Raw genomic sequence first — 17,788 nt, 5'->3', positions numbered from 1 at the left:
GCGAGTTTTCGAGTTCTCAACTTTTAGACAGACCTTATTACTACTATTGCTTTTATATATAGATAAAGAACTAATAGATAAGAGAGGGCAGCCATGAGGTTCACCGTAAGTCAGTCTTCACTTCTCAAGGCACTGTCAGTCGTTGCCAAGGGCATGGGGACCAACTCAACTCTTCCCTTGCTCTCAGGCATCTACATCAAGGCCGAGGAGGGCACGCTCGAGTTCCAGACTAACAACCTCACCATTTCGATTCGCCACCGCATTCCCGCGAATGTGGAGGAATCTGGCGAGACCGTTGTCTCGGGCAAAATGCTCACGAGCATCGTGAAGACGCTGGACGACGCTGCGGTGACCTTTGATGGCGGCGAGCGCACGATCTCTATCTCGTGCGAGAAGTCCTCGTTCCGTCTTAACACCCTGAACCCTGCCGATTGGCCTGCCTTCCCCGAGTACTCTCTCGAGGACGCCACAGAGCTTCCGAGCGAGTTGCTCTCCGGCATGGTCGACAAGGTCTACAAGGTGACCTCCAAGGAGACCACACGGCCCATCCTGCAGGGCGTTCTACTCACGGCCGCCAACAACACCATTCGACTCGTGGCAACGGACTCCTACCGCCTGGCCGTCTGCGACGCTTCTGCCGAGACGGGCGAGGGAGAGTTCAGCACCATCGTGCCCGGCCCCGTCTTCCATGATGTGCTCTCGATGCCCAACCTGGAGGAGCACATCTCCATTGGCACCACCGACACCCAGGTGGTCTTCACCTTTGGCAACACGACCTTCATCTCGAGCAAGATCGAGGGGAACTTCCCTGACTACCGTCAGCTCCTGCCGTCGAGCTGCAACACCTCGGTGCGCATAGACGTCGAGGCCTTCGCGGCTGCGCTCAAGCGCGTCTCGGTCGTGGCGATCTCCAACGCCTCCGTGCGCTTTGACATCGACGCCGATGGCAAGGTCATGCGTCTCTCGGCTTCCTCGCCCGACCAGGGTGAGTCCAGCGAGCTCCTGCCCGTTGAGGTTGAGGGTCAGAGTCTCTCCATTGCACTTAACTATCACTACGTCTTCGACTGCGTGAACGCCATCTCCGACAAGAAGGAGCTGGTCCTTGAGCTGCAGAGCAACATGCAGCCAGGCATCTTCAAGACCAACGGTAAGGTCAACTACCTCTACATGCTGATGCCCGTACGGATGTAGCGTGGGCCTTCTTGTAGAGAGCCTGGGGCTCGAGCAGTTCAGGAACTTCCGCGAGCGCGAGGTGGCCTTCTCGCCCACAACTACGATCCTTGTGGGGAGAAACGCCGTGGGCAAGACCAACACCGTCGAGGCTCTGCAGATGCTCACGGCGGGGGTGTCGTTTAGGCACCCCACGCCGTCGCAGCTCATCCTGTCCGGCTGTGAGCGTGCCCGCATTGCCGCGCGTCTTACGGGTGACGGTCGCGTGGTGGATGTTGCCTGCGACATCACTCCACAGCGCCGGCAGTTCTCGCGCAACGGCAAGCGCTGCCAGGCGGCGGACATGCCCGCCTCTCTCATGAGCGTGCTCTTCTGCCCGGATGACCTCTCGCTCGTGAAACGTGGTGCGTCCTTTCGCCGAGCGGAGCTGGACGGCTTTGGCTGCCAGGCGGCCGTGGGCTACTCCAAGCTCCTCGCTGCCTACACGCGCGCCATTGAGCAGAGAAATAGGCTTCTTAAGGACGAGAGGCCCGATCTCTCGCTGTTAAGCGCCTGGGATTCCTCCGTTGCCGTGGGCGGTGCCACCCTGCTCCAGGCCCGCGTGCGCCTCTTTGAGCGCCTGCGCGAGAAAATCCTGGACGTCTATGGCAGCATCGCCGGCGGGGAGAAGCTTTCCTGCACCTATCAAAGCACCGTTTGCGACGATCCTCTTGCGTCATCGCGCGAGGAACTTGCCGAGCGTTTTCTCACCCGTCTGGAGGAGGCGCGTCAGGACGACCTCCGCCGCCAGCAGACCACGGTTGGCCCGCATCGCGACGACGTGGTCTTTTCCATCGACGGACGAGACGCGCGAAGCTTTGGTTCTCAGGGCCAGCAGCGCTCCATCGTGCTTGCCCTCAAGATGGCCGAGGTCCTCGTCTCGGAGGACGTTACCGGATCGCGTCCCCTGTTGCTTCTGGACGACGTGATGTCAGAGCTAGACGAGACGCGCAGACAGTCCGTAATCGAGTTTGCCCAGAGCGGCATTCAGACGGTGGTCACCACCACCAACCTTGGGTACTTCTCGGATGAGCTCCTTGGCCGCTCGAAGGTGGTGGAGTTTGGTGAGTGAGGATTACGAAGGCATATCGTCGCTGCTCAAGGGCATGTTCTCAAACCCCGAAGTACGCCGCTCCATGAGCGCCAACCAGCGCGCGGCGTACGTGTGGCACAACGTGAATGGCGATGTGGAACGTGCCCACACCACGGGCGTCTTTCTCAAGGAACCTCACGTGAAAGGCGCGGCGCCCATACTTGGCGTCTACGTGGACTCGCGCATGCGTGCCGTAGACTTTAGGGCCAACCGCGAGGTCTACCGCGCTCGCCTCTCGATGGGCGGGCTCGAGGTCTCTGAAATCGAGTTCATCGTCTCCCAGTACGGTCACGGTGCAGCTCCGCGCAAGGAGCGTACAACAGGTGCCCCCGGCGCCCCTATGCCCAAGACACCGCTGCCAGAACTTACCGGAAGCGAGCAGGACACTGTCGAGAAGCTTGCAGAATCCGTACCGGAATCTCTCAGAGAGAGCGTCTACAAGGCCATGAGCCTGTCGTTTAGGCGAGAAAAGAGCAGAGACACGAAAGATGGGACTTCTCGTCTCTAGCGTGCCTCTCCGCGCCGCTGATGCGCAGGGATTCTGTTTTAGATGGCCCTAATTCTTGTGTGCCAAGAAGAAAAGTGCCCATGGAGTACACTTGACTCTGTATCTTGCTCAGCTCTGAGGGGAGTCACGTGGCAAACAAGAACGACAACTCGTACGACGCGAGCGAAATCAAGGTCCTCGAGGGCCTTGAGGCCGTGCGCAAGCGTCCTGGCATGTACATTGGCACCACCTCGTCCGCCGGCCTGCACCACCTGGTGTGGGAGATTGTCGACAACTCCGTCGACGAGGCCATGGCGGGATTCTGCACCAAGATCAAGGTGACGGTCCATCCGGATAATTCCGTAACCGTGGAGGACAACGGCCGAGGCATCCCCGTTGCCAAGCACCCCCAGAAGAAGATCTCCACCCTCGAGGTGGTCCTTACTATCTTGCATGCCGGCGGCAAGTTCGACAACCAGGCCTACAAGGTCTCTGGTGGCCTGCACGGCGTCGGCGTCTCGGTGGTAAATGCCCTCTCAAAGAAGATGGTTGTTCAGGTCAAGCGCGACGGCGGCATCTACGAGATGCAGTTCGCGCGCGGCAAGACTACCGAGAAGCTCAAGGAACTCGGCAAGACCAAGACAACCGGCACCACCATCACCTTCTGGCCCGATGACACCATTTTCGAGACGACGGTCTACGACTACGATACCCTGCATGACCGCCTTCAGGAGACGGCGTTCCTCAACAAGAACCTCAAGATCATTCTCACCGACGAGCGCGAGCTCACGCCCCGCGTGGACGAGTTCTGCTACTCGGGCGGAATCATCGACTTCGTGAAGTACCTCAACGGCTGGAACGGCCAGAAGTACGAGAAGGAAGTCCTCCCCGGTCTCTCGAAGCCCATCTACATCGAGGGCAAGTCCGACCCGGACGCGCCCTTCTCGCAGAGGGGCGAGGTCGAGGTGGCCCTGCAGTGGAACACCACCTACTCCGAGCACACCCTCTCCTTTGCGAACGACATCTTCACCGAGGAGGGCGGCATGCACCTCGAGGGCTTTAGAACTGCCCTCACCAAGGCCGTGAACGACTACGGTCATCGCCAGAACATCATCAAGGAGAAGGACCCCAACCTCACAGGTGACGACATCCGCGAGGGTCTTACGGCTGTTGTCTCGGTCAAGCTCCCCGACCCGCAGTTCGAGGGCCAGACCAAGGCGAAGCTTGGCAGCTCCTACATGCGCACGCTCACCAACCGCATTGTGAGCCAGGGTATGGCGGAGTACCTCGAGGAGCACCCCAACCAGGCCAAGGAGATCCTGAAGAAGGCCTCCCAGGCCGCCAAGGGCCGCCTCGCCGCGCAGAAGGCCCGTCAGGCAACGCGTCGCAAGGGTCTTCTCGAGAGCGCGAGCCTGCCTGGCAAGCTTGCCGACTGCTCCGTTCGTGACCCCGAGATGACCGAGCTCTTCATCGTCGAGGGCGATTCCGCAGGCGGCTCGGCCAAGATGGCCCGCGACCGCTCCATCCAGGCGGTGCTCCCCCTGCGTGGCAAGATTCTCAACGTCGAGCGCGTGCAGGAGCATCGCGCCCTCTCGAGCGACACCATCACCTCGCTCATTACCGCCATTGGCACGGGCGTCGACCAGGAGTTCGACATCAACAAGGCGCGCTACCACAAGATCGTCATCATGACCGATGCCGATGTCGACGGCGCCCACATCCGCATCCTGCTCCTCACCTTCTTCTACCGCTACATGAAGCCCATGATCGAGGCAGGCTACGTCTACGTGGCGCAGCCGCCCCTCTACCAGCTCAAGCCAAAGGGCAAGAAGCACGGCAAGTACATCTACACCGATGAGGAGCTTGCCGTGGAGGCCAAGAAGTTCGAGGACTCCACCAAGTACACCGTCCAGCGCTACAAGGGCCTGGGTGAGATGGACCCCGAGCAGCTCTGGTCGACCACCATGGAGCCCAAGAACCGCATCCTTCTCCAGGTGACCATCGATGACGCCATGGCGGCCGAGCGCGCCGTCTCTGACCTCATGGGAACCCAGGTCGAGAAGCGCAAGGACTTCATCCAGACGCACGCCAAGGATGTGCGCTTCCTCGACATCTAAGGCCCGCAGGGCGCTACAAGCGAGACATGAGAAAGGCAACTCGTGGCAGACGATAACAACAGGAACCACGGTCCCGCCGACGACGAGGACGACCTCGAGAACGGTATGGGCCCAGACGAGGGCGACGAGATCGAAGACGATGAGGTCTCGGAGGACGAGGACTACGACACCGCCGAGGATGACGACTCGGATGACGACGAGGAGGAGGAGGACTCCGATTCTGAGGATGTAGGTCATCTTGCCGGCGCGGACCTCGACCACACGATCTCCGACGAGGCTGGCACCCGCCTTGACCTCACTGACATCCACGGTGGCACGCTCAAGCCCACCGACATGGCTACCGAGATGAAGCAGTCCTTCCTCGAGTACTCGATGTCGGTCATCGTGGCGCGCGCCCTGCCGGACGTGCGAGACGGCCTGAAGCCCGTTCACAGGCGCATCCTCTACGCCATGAACGAGGCGGGCATCACGCCCAACAAGCCCCACAAGAAGTCGGCCTGGACGGTCGGCGAGGTCATGGGTAAGTACCACCCCCATGGTGACGCCGCCATCTATGACTCGATGGTCCGCATGGCGCAGGACTTCTCGATGCGCCTGCCGCTTATCGATGGCCACGGCAACTTTGGCTCCATCGACGGTGACCCCCCGGCGGCCATGCGTTACACCGAGAGCCGCCTCACCCGCGCAGCCATGGAGATGCTCGCCGACCTCAACAAGGAGACCGTCGACCTCCAACCCAACTACGACGAGTCGCTCACTGAGCCCGCCGTTCTCCCGTCGAGGTTCCCTAACCTCCTCGTGAACGGCTCCTCGGGCATCGCCGTTGGCATGGCAACCAACGTGCCGCCCCACAACCTCCGCGAGGTCGCGGCAGCCGTGAACATGCTCATCGACAACCCCGAGGCCACGACCGACGAGCTCATGACCGTTCTTCCCGGGCCGGACTTCCCCACGGGCGGCGTCATCATGGGCACCGATGGCATTCGCGACACCTACGAGACCGGGCGTGGCTGCATCACCGTGCGCGCCAAGGTCCACGTCGAGCAGGTCAAGAACGGCCGCCAGCGCCTGGTGGTCACCGAGATTCCCTATGCCGTCAACAAGGGCCTTCTCCAGGAGAAGATCGCCCAGGCGGTCAACGAGAAGAAGATCGAGGGCATCTCGGACATGCGCGACGAGTCCAACCGCAAGGGCATGCGCATTGTCATCGACCTCAAGCAGGGTGCCGTCCCGCAGGTGGTGCTCAACAACCTCTACAAGAAGACGGCGCTGCAGTCCAACTTCAACGCCATCGACATTGCCCTGGTAGACGGCGTGCCCCGCACGCTCACACTGCGCGAGATGCTGCAGTACTACATCAACCACCAGATTGACGTGGTGACCAGGCGCACCCAGTTTGACCTCGACAAGGCGCTGAAGGACGTGCACATCAAGGAGGGCCTGCTCATCGCCGTCGACAACATCGACGAGATCGTGCACATCATCCGCTCCTCCGAGACCGAGGCCGAGGCAAAGCACCGCATGAACGAGCGCTTTGGCCTGGACGGCCCGCAGTGCGACGCCATTCTCGCCATGCGCCTGCGCAAGCTCACCGGGCTGGCTCGCGAGCAACTTGCTGCCGAGATCGACGAGCTCCACAAGCTCATCGACTACTACCGCGACCTTCTCGCCCACCGCGAGAAAATCCTGGGCGTCATCAAGGACGAGCTCGGCCAGATTGTGGAGCGCTTTGCCGACAAGCGCCGCACCAGCATCTCCTCCCAGGAGGCGCAGGACCTCGACGTCGAGGACCTTATCGCCGAGGAGGACATGGTGGTCACCGTTACCCACTCCGGCTATATCAAGCGCCTGCCCGTTGCCACGTACCGCTCGCAGCGTCGCGGCGGCAAGGGTGTCCAGGGTCTCTCGCTGAAGGACAACGACTTTGTCGAGGACCTCTTTGTGGCATCGACCCACGACTACGTGATGTTCTTCACCAACTTTGGGCGCGTCTACCGTCTGAAGGTCCACGAGCTGCCCATCGGCAGCCGTCAGGCGCGTGGGTCGGCCATTGTGAACGTGCTCTCGCTCTCCGAGGGCGAACACCCCACAGCCGTGATTACCTGCCGCGACTTCCCCGCCGACGACTATCTCATGTTCGCCACCAAGAACGGCATGGTGAAGAAGACGGCCATGTCAGAGTACGACCGCACCCGTCGCGACGGTCTCATTGCTATCAACCTCAAGTCCGGCGACGAGCTGGTCAACGTGAGGCGGGTGCGCGCCGGCGATAAGGTCATCCTCGTGACCACCGACGGCAAGGCCATCCTGTTTGACGAGTCTGACGTCCGCGCCATGGGTAGGGATACCTCCGGCGTCCGCGGCATCACCCTCAAGGGTGGCGCGTCGATGCTGGGTATGGAGATCACCAACGGCAACGGCGACCTGTTCGTGATCACCGAGAACGGTTACGGCAAGCGCACCCCCGTCGCCGACTACCCCGAGCACAAGCGCGGCGGCCAGGGCGTCTTCACCATTGCCATGACGGCCAAGAAGGGCAACCTCGTTGCCTGCCGTGTGGTTGGACCGCAGCATGAGCTCATGATTGTCTCGGTCGACGGTGTGGTCATCCGCGTCAAGACGAGCGACATTCCCAAGCTCGGCCGCTCCACGCAGGGCGTGAAGGTCATGAACCTCGCTGCCAGCGACCACGTCTCCGCCGTGGCACGCATGGTTGCTCACAAGAAGAAGGCACCCAAGCACGACGCCAACCAGGGCATGCTCGACCTTGCGGCGGCCGGTGCCAAGGATGCCGACGACGAGGAGCCCGTCGACATTGGCGGCGACGAGGAGGTCTCCCCCGACCTCCTCGACGAGGAGTGAGACAAAGGGACAGTCCCTTTGTCTCATACAAGAGGACCCGACAGCCGGTAAGCTGGCTGCCGGGTCCTTTTCTTGTGACTCGATGAGACAGAGGGACAGTCCCTTTGTCTCATTTTTGCGGTGCGCCGTCGCCGCCGTCGGTTACGTTGAAGTCATCCGGCGAGAGGCCCTCAACAAAGTCGTGGAAGTCTTTCATCTCCTGGTCATGCTCCTGGTCCTCGATGGCGCCAAAATCTGGCATGGCGGCCACGTCGAGAACTGCCTGCTCGGCAAAGAGCGGCGCCCCGCAGCGCACAGCTAGGGCGATTGCGTCCGATGGACGGCAGTCGACCAGAATCTGCCTGCCCTCCTCGTTCACAATGTCGAGCTGTGCAAAAAACGTGGTTCCAGAGACGTCACTAATGATGACGCTGCGCAGGTGTCCGCCTAGGGACTCAAGCACGGACTTGAGCAGGTCATGCGTCATGGGCCGAGCGCTGCTGTCGGGGTTCACGCCCATGCTGATAGCCGTTGCCTCCACCGAGCCTATGCGGATGGGAAGGCTGAGCGGCTCCTTCTCGTCCTGTTTGGCTGGCATGAGGACGATGAGCGAGGAGACTGGGCCCCCGCCAATCACTACTGTCTTGATGTCCATTTCTACGAGCATGCGGTACCCCCTGTTGTGCTGTTGCCCGCCTATCCTACCCAAACTGCGAAAACATACAACGGAGGTCACGAAAACTTCTACGTAGAGCTACCAATACTGGGACAACGGAGCATAGTGGACGGCTCAGGCGGGTGCCAGAAGCCCGAGAAGGGAGCATCGTCCTCAACCTCCGTTGTTGGACCCCTACGAATCCCCCAAAATTTCTCGATATATGTTGTTGACCTACCCTTGGCTTGGGGTGTAGTATTCCTACTTGCGTTGGGCCTGTAGCTCAGTTGGTCAGAGCGTCCGGCTGATAACCGGGAGGTCACAAGTTCGAACCTTGTCAGGCCCACCACCTTTTGACAATAGTCACCCCAGCGTTAGCCGAGTCGCCGCTGGGGTGATTATTTATAAGGGGACATAGCTCAGCTGGGAGAGCGCGGGCTTTGCAAGCCTGAGGTCGTGGGTTCGAACCCCATTGTCTCCACCACATGTTCGAGGGCCCTGCGGTTGTCTCCGCGGGGCCCTTTTTTTCTCTCGTTCCCTGGTATCCCCTCACCCCTTCCCTCCCTTCTTTATCGGTATCTGTGAAACAGACTTCACGTTTGCCCAGTTGCCGGCTAACAAGATTCACAGATACCGATAAAGAAGGGAGGGAGGATAAAGAAGGGGGGTTGGGTAAAGAAGGGAGACCGGCTAAAGAGGGAGGGCTAGCTAAAGAGGGTGGGGTATAGTGAGAGTAACTGATTCAAAGGGGCGGGAGCCCCTGACGCCAAGGAGGTGCCATCCATGAGCGACGGTAGTCATGCTCGAGAAAACGCAAGCTCAGTGAGGTTGGCGCCTGCCAAAAGGGGAGACGGGCGCCGCCGGTAGCGCTGGCGCGGCCCCACCCTGCTCATTCAAGCCTATTGTGTGCCCGCCTTGCCGCCGGTTCCTACGCAGATGACGTCGTACTGCGTCCCTGCGCGCATCCCCGGATCGGAGGTGGCCCATGAGGCTGCTCACCAACGGGTTCCTGTCCAGGCTGACAAGGACGGGGCTTATCGCTCACCGTGCGGAGACGCAAACGGGGAAGTCGTCCCAGCTCGATTGGCTGCGCCGTGTCTCCTCGCTCGAAACGGAAGAGCTTCTCAACGAGTTCAACACCAGCCATGACGGCCTCTCTGCCGAGAAGGTCGAGCTGTCCCGTGCTGCATGGGGTTCAAACGAGGTCGCGCACGCCCATCGCGACCCTGTGCCGGTGCGCTTTGCGAAGGCCTTCGTGGACCCCTTCACGGGAATCCTCGCGCTTCTCGCCGTGGTGTCTCTTGTCACTGATGTGATCCTGGCTGCACCCGCCGAGCGCGACCCTTCGACCTTCATCATCATTTTCGCAATGATCGCCGTCTCCGGCACTTTGAGGTTCGTGCAGGAGGGCAAGAGCGACGACGCCGCGGCGGCGCTCGCCAAGACGATACTGACCACCTGCAACGTCGAGCGCGCGGACGAGGGGCGCGTGGAGATTCCCCTGGCAGACGTGGTTGTTGGCGACATCGTGCACCTTGCATCGGGCGACATCGTGCCGGCGGACGCGCGGCTCATCCAGGCGCGCGACCTCTTCCTCGGCATGTCGTCGCTCACGGGGGAAAGCCTTCCCGTGGAGCGTGTGGCAACGCCTCGCCCTGCACCCTCCGATGACACCCGCACCGCAGGGGATCTCGACAACATAGTGCTCATGGGCTCCACCGTGGTCTCGGGGAGTGGGGTGGCAGTGGTTGTCGCCACTGGTGCAAACACCATGTTTGGCGGCATGGCGACAAGTCTTGGTGCCAAGCGCGGCAAGACTGCCTATGACGAGGGAATCGCCTCGGTGAGCAGGCTCCTGCTGCGCCTCATGGTGGTCATGGCGCCTCTCGTCCTCGCCATCAACGGACTCACGAAGGGCGACTGGCTCTCGGCGCTGCTCTTCTCGCTCTCGGTTGCCGTTGGTCTCACACCCGAGATGCTGCCCATGATCGTGACGACCTGCCTTGCGAAGGGTGCCGTGGACCTCTCCCGCGACCGCGTGATCGTGAAGCGGCTTGACGCCATCCAGAATCTTGGCGCCATGGACGTGCTTTGCACCGACAAGACCGGCACGCTCACCGAGGACCACGTCGTTCTCGAGCGGCACCTAGACCTCATGGGACGCGAGGATCCGCAGGTGCTCGGCCACGCGTTTCTCAACAGCTTCTTTGAGACAGGCGTGCGCAACCTCATAGACTCGGCAATCATCTCGCGCGCGACCGAGGAGACCGCCCGCAGAGTTCCCGGTATAGACGCAGACGAGCTGTCAACAAGCTGGCACCTTGTTGACGAGGTTCCGTTCGACTTCGAGCGCCGCCGCGTGAGCGTTGTCGTCGAGAACAACGACGGACGCCGCCTCATGGTCACCAAAGGTGCAATCGAGGAGGTCCTTGGGGTCTGCACCGAGGTCGAATACGACGGCAGTGTGGTCCCCCTTGGGGGCGACGTTCGCGAACGGGTGCTCTCCACCGCCTATGACCTTGCCGACAAGGGCATGCGCGTGCTGGGCGTGGCTCGCAAGGAGAACCCTGCGGCGGCGGGGGTCCTTTCCGGGGAGGACGAGCGCGGCATGACGCTCATTGGCTACCTGGCATTTCTCGACCCGCCAAAGAGGAGCGCCGCACAGGCGGTTGCCGCCCTGTGCGAGCATGGCGTTGCGACCAAGGTCCTCACCGGCGATTCCCTTCGGGTTGCGTGCACGGTGTGCGAGACGATCGGACTTGACGTGGAGGGGACGCTTGACGGTGCGGCGGTCGCCAAACTTTCAGACGAGGAGCTTTCGGAGCAGGTGGAGCACACCACCGTGTTCGCAAAGCTCTCGCCCGACCAGAAGGTGCGCGTCGTGCGGGCGCTCCGCTCGTGCGGACACGTGGTGGGTTTCATGGGAGATGGCGTGAACGACGCTGCTGCCATGGGGGCTAGCGACTGCGGCGTCTCGGTAGACTCCGGCGCGGACGTGGCCAAGGAGGCGGCGGACATCATCCTTCTCGAGAAGGACCTTGGGGTTCTGGAGCGGGGCATCGTTGCGGGGCGGCGCACCTTCTTCAACATGAACAAGTATGTGAAGATGACGGCCAGCTCCAACTTTGGCAACATCTTCTCGGTCCTGGTGGCGAGCGTGTTTCTCCCCTTCCTGCCCATGACCGCAGTGCAGCTGCTGCTTCTCAACTTCATCTACGACTGCGCCTGCGCCGCCATCCCCTGGGACAGCGTCGACGCACGGGAGCTGCGGGTTCCCCAGACGTGGAGGCCTGGTTCCATTGCGAGCTTCATGCACTGGATTGGACCCACAAGCTCGGTGTTCGACGTGGCGACCTTTGTGCTGCTGTTCTTCTGGGTGTGCCCGAGCGTGGCCGGGGGTAGTTGGCAGGCCATTGTGGGAAACCCTACCGCCACGGCTCTCTTCGCTGCGACCTTCCAGGCGGGGTGGTTCGTCGAATCCATGTGCACGCAGGTGCTCTTCGTGCACTTGGTTCGGACCGAGCGCATCCCCTTCGTGCAGAGCATGGCGGACTGGCGCGTGCTGCTGCTTGACACTGTTGCCATCGTGCTGTCGCTGGTCATCCCGTTTACGGGGGTTGGGGCTGCCCTTGGCATGGCACCGCTGCCCGTGGCATTTCTCGCCGTGCTGCCCCTGGTTGTGCTTGGCTACGCGGTTCTCGTCCTGCTGGCGAGAAGGGCCTATGTGCGCCGCTTCGGACGCCTGCTCTAGTGGCCTGATGCCTCGCTGCCGCGACTCTCCTCCCTCCTCCCTCCTCTCCTGTTCCTTCTTTATCGGTATCTGTGAATTCTGCTTTTCGCCAACTGGGCAAATGCAACGTCCGTTTCACAGAAACCGATAAAGAACGGGGGTGGGGAGGAGAGTACCACCATGCCGTGGGCCGGAACGGCTACCATGTGTGTCAAAGACAACACAGGTAGCAGGGAGGCCTCATGGGCGCTGAGAAGGACGGACAGGGAGTATCGCCGGAGCTGGACGACCTCTCGAGCACCCTTATGGGCCAGGCATTCGACGTGCTTGCGGAGGGCGTAGAGCTTAACGTGATCCTCGCCGTGGAGGATGCGGCAGGCAACGTGGCCAGCTACACCTTTGCCGACGACGGCCCGGAGGAGTGCCTCGAGGGCGCCCGCAAGAAGGTGCGTGATCTCGCACGCTCTTGCGGGGACGCCGCAGCGAAGCTCGGTGCGCCGGTGCGTTACGCTCTTGCCTACGAGGGGGCGGTTGCCGACGAGCGCGGCGCCTACCAGGATGCGGTCTTGCTCGAGTTTGGCGAGCGCGGCCGCACGAGCTTCTCGGCCTTCTCGCTCGTGGACGGCAAGGGCGAAGGTGACAACTTCGCCTGGACGGACCCAGCCCCCGCCGGCGAGGTCGAGAACCTGCTGGGGTAGGGTCCGTCGGAGCCTCTTTTCTAAGCCGCTCTCCTGCCTTCGTAGAATCCGCTGGTCATGAAGTGCTCGTAGTATGGAATCCAGTTGTCGCCATACGTGTCAGCGAGGTCTGCATAGCGTGTCTTATACGTAACGGGGTCAAAGTTGAGCGACGCTCGAACCCCGTGAGGCAAGTCCTTCTCGACGAAGTAGGCGAGAACGGCGTCCTCGCCTGTCCCCGCTGTCTCCGTGACCTCAGGATGATTCTCCACGTAGTAGTCGTAGTCGTAGACCAGGCCGTAGTCTGTCCCGTTGTAGACGGACGTGTGGTTCTCGGGTGCCTCTGAGTTGGCAAAGTACTTGTTGAACCATTCGGTTCTCCAGGTAAGCCAGTCGACGAGGTAGCGATAGTTTTCCTCATAGGTTGGGAACGGCGCAAACTCATTACCGAAGTGACCCATCCCAAAGAGAGCCTGATTGGCTGCCTGCGAGGCGGAAATCTGGTTGCGGTAGTAGGAAAGAGAGTGGAGAAAACCGTTGCTGCCAACAGCGCTGCTGTCTCCAAGGACCACGTTGGCCATGAGGGGACTCAGCTCCTGCTTCCAGACCTCTTGCGCACGCTTCCAAATGGAGGGGATGGTGTTGATGTATGCGCCACCGGGGACGCTGTAGCCAGAGTACTTCTTGAAGTTGGCATCGCCGTCGTCGGTCCTCACACCCATCGAACCGTCGAAATCCCACAGGGGCTCGGCGTAGATGACGTTGCTGCCCTTGTCCTTGTAGAAGTAAGTCGAGGTGAAGAAGAAGTCGATGTTCTTGGTGAACTCGTTCACGAGGTAGCTTTTAGAAAGGCTGTCGAGGTCGAAGCTTGCCTGGTCATTGAGGTTGAACTTGCCTTCGTACATGGCGTTGATAGCGGCCTGAATCTGCTCAGCGATGTAGCACACCTGGTTCTGAGATGCCACCTCCGGACTCTTGACCACGAAGATGCCTATGCTCGTTTCAAACCAGCAGGTCTCCTTGGCATAGTAGGCACCGTCCTTCTCTACCAAATATCCCCCCGTGATGTCCTTGGGGTCCTTGACGCCTTCCACATACTGGAAGGTGTAGGTCCTGCCATCCGAGGTGTAGGTGCCTTTTGCGGTAGGAAGGGCGTCGAGGTCCGTGTCCTTGTTTGCCTTCTCGACGTCATCTTCGAGATTGTGGATGTCCACGCGCCCGTCTTTGATTTCGACCTTCTCACAAAGGTAGTAGCTCCCGCGGTACTCACCGTCGTAGTAGAGGTCGATCGGAGTGCCCTCGCAGCCGACGAGATCAAGCTCGAGACCCATGTCATAGGCAAGGGTGTCGTGGAGCAGCGTGGCATCGTTCTCATTGGCGAGAAGGACCCACTTCTTATTGGCGTTGTCTTCATTGCCGGTCTGGAGCAGGTCGGTCTTCTTGCTGAGCGAGATCTGGTAGGGCTTCTTGTTGCCATAGCCCCAGGTGTTGTTGCCGCGACCCTTTATGGTGGAGTGCTTCTTGCCGTCCTTGTTGTAGACGAGCGAGCCGTCACTGGCCACCATCAGTATGTCTACGCTGGCCTTGGCGCTGTGGTTCTTGCTTGCCTCGACCCATGCACGGTTTTGGGCGGGGTCGACGCTTGTGACAAAGATGGTGCCTACGTCTCCAGACTTGAGGATGACGAGCGGATGCGTGCCGCGCCGTGTCGCATAGCTAGCGGTAGACCCGAGGTCGCGTGAGAGGTCGACGTTCGTTCCCGCTGCGGAAACTGAAGCGTCATGAGAGGGCAGGTTGAGCGTGGCGTCGAGGCCCGTCCCGTTGGCGCTGACCCCCACGTTTACGCTGCTTGCGTTTGCATAGGAGGGAAGCACGAGGTAGGTGATGCCGTCTTTGGTCGTCGAGACAACGTCCTGAGTGGCACCCGAGCTATCGGTGACAGATGCGGTAATGATGCAGAAGGACGCGTCCGTGGCGTACCAACCGGTTCCCTCCTTGTTCCAGCCGATGGTGCCGAGATAGTCATACTCGCTCTTGCTGAGCGTGTAGTGATGGGTTCCTATGGACACATATGGGTTGAATAGGCGATAGACGACAAAACCGCTCACGTGATCGTCTTCGGAGTAGAAGCCAACGCCCTCCTGCTTCCAACCGATTGTCCCAAGGCTGCTGTATTCGTCTGCACTGGTCGTGAAGTGGTGGTCTCCTGAGTAGGGGTTGTAGAGACGGTAGACAGGAGTGCTCGATGACTTAGGGGCCTGCCAGCCCACGCCTTCGTCAGTCCAACCTAGCTCTACGTCGGAGTCTCGTTCGCTGGTGCTGGAGGTGAACAGGTGCTCGCCAGTCCATTGGTTGTAGATTCGCGACATCGTTATTGTTGAGTCGTCTGCGGGGTCTGCGGCATCAGGCGAGTCTGTGGGGGCGTCCTCATTGGTCGAGCCCGAAGTTGCGCTCTTCTCGACGTTCTCCGATGAGTCTGTCTGCGACTGTTGTGAATCGGGTGCCGGTTCCTGCTTCTCAGTTACGCTAGGCGAAGCGGATGCCGTTTCCTGTTCTTTCTTCTCGTCAGACAGGGTGTTCTGCTCGCTCGGCCGCTTGAATGCGGACGTACTATCCGTCGAATCGCTGTCCTTAGAGGGCGCGGAGGTGTTGGACGGGGAATTCTCCCTGGTTCCAGCCTCAATCTCGACCTTTTCAGTGACTGCGGTCGAATCTGTGAGGAGTGACTGCGCGTCTTCTGCCAGTGCGCTGACGGGGAACAGCCCGAGTACTGCTACTAGTGCAATTGAAGCAACTCTCCGTCCTGGCCCTCGATTACTCATAAAATGTGCCTTTCGTCCACGCTGTCCAAACGAGAGCAATTGTACTGTTACATTCAGGTTTTCAGTCGTACCATGTAGCAGTTTGCGTGGAACGGCGTGCTGTGGGGTCCGTTTGGCCCCGCGCTGGTATAAAGTTGCCGCGAAATCCATAAGCGCCGGCGTTTGTCTCGCCGGCGAGCCAGACGAGAGGTGCCCATGCTCCAGGAGCAGATCAGAAACATCGCAATTATCGCCCACGTCGACCACGGCAAGACCACGCTGGTCGACCAGATGCTCAAGGCCACTCACGCTTTCCGCGAGAACCAGCAGGTTCAGGAGCGCGTCCTGGACTCCAACGACCAGGAGCGCGAGCGAGGCATCACCATCCTGGCCAAGAACATCTCCATCGAGTACCAGGGCGTCAAGATCAACGTCATCGACACCCCGGGCCACGCCGACTTTGGCGGCGAGGTCGAGCGCGTGCTCAAGATGGCCGACGGCGCCCTGCTGCTGGTTGACGCCGCAGAGGGCCCCATGCCCCAGACGCGCTTCGTGCTCTCGCACGCCATCGCCGCGCACCTGGCCATCATGGTCGTCATCAACAAGATCGACCGCGACGGCTCCAACCCCGAGAAGGCCCTGAACGACTGCCTCGACCTCATGATGGACCTGGGTGCCACCGACGAGGAGCTCGAGTTTGCCATGGAGCACGTGGTGTACGCCTCGGCCGTCAACGGCTTTGCGCGCCTCGACCCCAACGACGGCAACATGGACATGTATCCTCTGCTGGACATGATCATCAACGCCATGCCCGCGCCCGACGTGGACCTCAAGGGGCCGCTGGCCATGCAGTGCGTGACTGTGGACCACTCCGACTACGTGGGTCGCATTGGCATTGGTCGCATCTACTCTGGCACCATCCACGCTGGCGACAAGATCCTTGTGGTGAAGAATGACGGTAGCCGCGAGATGAGCCAGGTCAAGCAGCTCTTCACCTTCGACTACCTGGGACGTAAGGAGTGCAGCGAGGCCCAGGCGGGCGACATCGCGGCCGTGGTGGGCGTTGACCACACTGACATTGGTGATGTCTACACCGACCCTGAGAACCCCGTGGAGCTTGACCCCATCGAGATCGATCCGCCTACCATGTCCGTTGTGTTCGAGGCGTCCACCTCGCCGCTTGTTGGCCGCGACGGCGACATTGTTGGCGGCCGCCAGCTCAAGGAGCGCCTGATGACGGAGCGCGAGAACAACGTCACCATGCGCATCGAGGAGCTGCCGGACAAGACTGGTGTCGAGGTCGCCGGCCGAGGCATCCTGCACCTCTCGGTCCTTATGGAGCAGATGCGCCGCGAGGGCTTCGAGTTCCAGGTTGGCCGCCCGCGCGTTCTCTTCAAGGACGATGGTCACGGTCACAAGCTCGAGCCCATCGAGGAGGCCGTGGTCGAGTGTCCCGGCGAGTACTCTGGCAAGGTCATCGAGCTCTTTGGCAACTCCGGCGGCAACATGACCAACATGGTCTCGGGCGTGAAGCAGGACCACCTCGAGTTCAAAATCCCCACGCGTGGCGTGATGGGCCTCAAGAATCGTATCCTCAACGTCACCCACGGCGAGGCCGTGTTTTACCACAACTTCCTCGAGTACGGCCCCATGGAGGGCGAGCTGGGCAAGCGCCAGAACGGCGCCATGATCTCGATGTCCACCGAGAAGGCCGTGGCCTACGCCCTGGGTAACCTGCAGGACCGCGGCACGCTCTTCGTGGGTCCTGGTGACGAGTGCTACGAGGGCATGCTCGTGGGCGAGCGTTCCAAGCCCGGCGACATCGTGGTGAACATCGCGCGTACCAAGAGCCTGGGCAACCAGCGCAGCTCCACTGCGGACATTGCGGTGCAGCTCACGCCCCCGCGCACGTTTACGCTGGAAGAGGCGCTCGAGTACATCATGGATGACGAGCTGGTCGAGATTACGCCCAAGAACATCCGCATGCGCAAGCGCATTCTCTCCGAGGTTGAGCGTCGCAAGTGGCGCGTGCGTCACGGCCTTGTGGACAAGTAATTTGAACCGGCACGGTTTGTTAGCAACGTAAGGGGCGCCGCGGGTTACCCGCGGCGCCCCTTACGTATGAAGAAGACACAGAATTACGTGCAAAAGTGAGGATAAGTGGGTTATTTTCCGTGC

General features: G+C 60.9%; 10 protein-coding genes and 2 tRNA genes. 10 read left to right on the top strand and 2 right to left on the bottom strand.

The window, feature by feature from the left end; all coding sequences use genetic code 11:
- Positions 1–93 precede the first annotated feature (93 nt).
- The 5 genes from dnaN to gyrA all read left to right on the top strand — a co-directional run bounded on the left by dnaN (position 94) and on the right by gyrA (position 7,768).
- Complete coding sequence (dnaN, locus tag BMX94_RS07900) at positions 94–1,191, top strand: DNA polymerase III subunit beta (protein WP_091005377.1); 1,098 nt, start codon at positions 94–96, stop codon at positions 1,189–1,191.
- Between the two features lies 1 nt (position 1,192).
- The gene (gene recF / locus BMX94_RS07895; protein ID WP_091005375.1) at positions 1,193–2,281 is read left to right on the top strand and encodes a DNA replication/repair protein RecF; all 1,089 of its coding nucleotides are present in this window, start codon (positions 1,193–1,195) and stop codon (positions 2,279–2,281) included.
- Complete coding sequence (locus BMX94_RS07890) at positions 2,274–2,810, top strand: hypothetical protein (RefSeq protein ID WP_143052296.1); 537 nt, start codon at positions 2,274–2,276, stop codon at positions 2,808–2,810. Before recF ends, BMX94_RS07890 begins: the two co-directional genes overlap by 8 nt.
- A gap of 128 nt (positions 2,811–2,938) precedes the next feature.
- Entirely contained in the window at positions 2,939–4,906 is a 1,968-nt protein-coding gene (gyrB, locus tag BMX94_RS07885; RefSeq protein ID WP_091005371.1) for a DNA topoisomerase (ATP-hydrolyzing) subunit B, read from the top strand.
- 42 nt (positions 4,907–4,948) lie between these two features.
- Positions 4,949–7,768, top strand: coding sequence for a DNA gyrase subunit A (gyrA, locus tag BMX94_RS07880; protein WP_502685916.1), 2,820 nt, complete (start codon positions 4,949–4,951; stop codon positions 7,766–7,768).
- Between the two features lie 109 nt (positions 7,769–7,877).
- On the opposite strand, the gene BMX94_RS07875 is transcribed toward gyrA, so the two are convergent.
- A complete protein-coding gene (locus BMX94_RS07875; RefSeq protein ID WP_091005369.1) occupies positions 7,878–8,414 on the bottom strand; it encodes a bifunctional nuclease family protein in 537 nt (178 codons plus the stop codon).
- A gap of 260 nt (positions 8,415–8,674) precedes the next feature.
- On the opposite strand from BMX94_RS07875, the gene BMX94_RS07870 reads away from it, so the two are divergent.
- The 4 genes from BMX94_RS07870 to BMX94_RS07855 all read left to right on the top strand — a co-directional run bounded on the left by BMX94_RS07870 (position 8,675) and on the right by BMX94_RS07855 (position 12,830).
- Positions 8,675–8,751 (top strand) — tRNA-Ile (locus BMX94_RS07870).
- Between the two features lie 59 nt (positions 8,752–8,810).
- A tRNA-Ala gene (locus BMX94_RS07865) sits at positions 8,811–8,886 on the top strand.
- A 501-nt stretch (positions 8,887–9,387) separates the two neighbouring features.
- Positions 9,388–12,153 (top strand): magnesium-translocating P-type ATPase, encoded by a 2,766-nt coding sequence (gene mgtA, locus BMX94_RS07860; protein ID WP_091005367.1) that lies wholly within the window; start codon positions 9,388–9,390, stop codon positions 12,151–12,153.
- A gap of 221 nt (positions 12,154–12,374) precedes the next feature.
- On the top strand, positions 12,375–12,830 hold the full coding sequence (locus BMX94_RS07855; protein ID WP_091005366.1) for a hypothetical protein: 456 nt from the start codon (positions 12,375–12,377) through the stop codon (positions 12,828–12,830).
- Positions 12,831–12,850: 20 nt separating this feature from the next.
- Here the strand turns inward: BMX94_RS07855 and BMX94_RS07850 are convergent, their stop codons facing one another.
- On the bottom strand, positions 12,851–15,178 hold the full coding sequence (locus BMX94_RS07850; protein ID WP_177171376.1) for a CotH kinase family protein: 2,328 nt from the start codon (positions 15,176–15,178) through the stop codon (positions 12,851–12,853).
- 648 nt (positions 15,179–15,826) lie between these two features.
- Here BMX94_RS07850 and typA point away from each other — a divergent pair.
- A complete protein-coding gene (gene typA / locus BMX94_RS07845) occupies positions 15,827–17,665 on the top strand; it encodes a translational GTPase TypA (RefSeq protein ID WP_091005362.1) in 1,839 nt (612 codons plus the stop codon).
- The last annotated feature ends 123 nt before the right edge of the window (positions 17,666–17,788 follow it).

The sequence above is a fragment of the Olsenella sp. KH3B4 genome, from assembly GCA_900111695.1.
In the GTDB taxonomy this organism is placed as follows: domain Bacteria; phylum Actinomycetota; class Coriobacteriia; order Coriobacteriales; family Atopobiaceae; genus Tractidigestivibacter.
The sequence above is the reverse complement of the archived record's forward strand: the minus strand, read 5'-3'. Positions and strand labels throughout refer to the sequence as shown.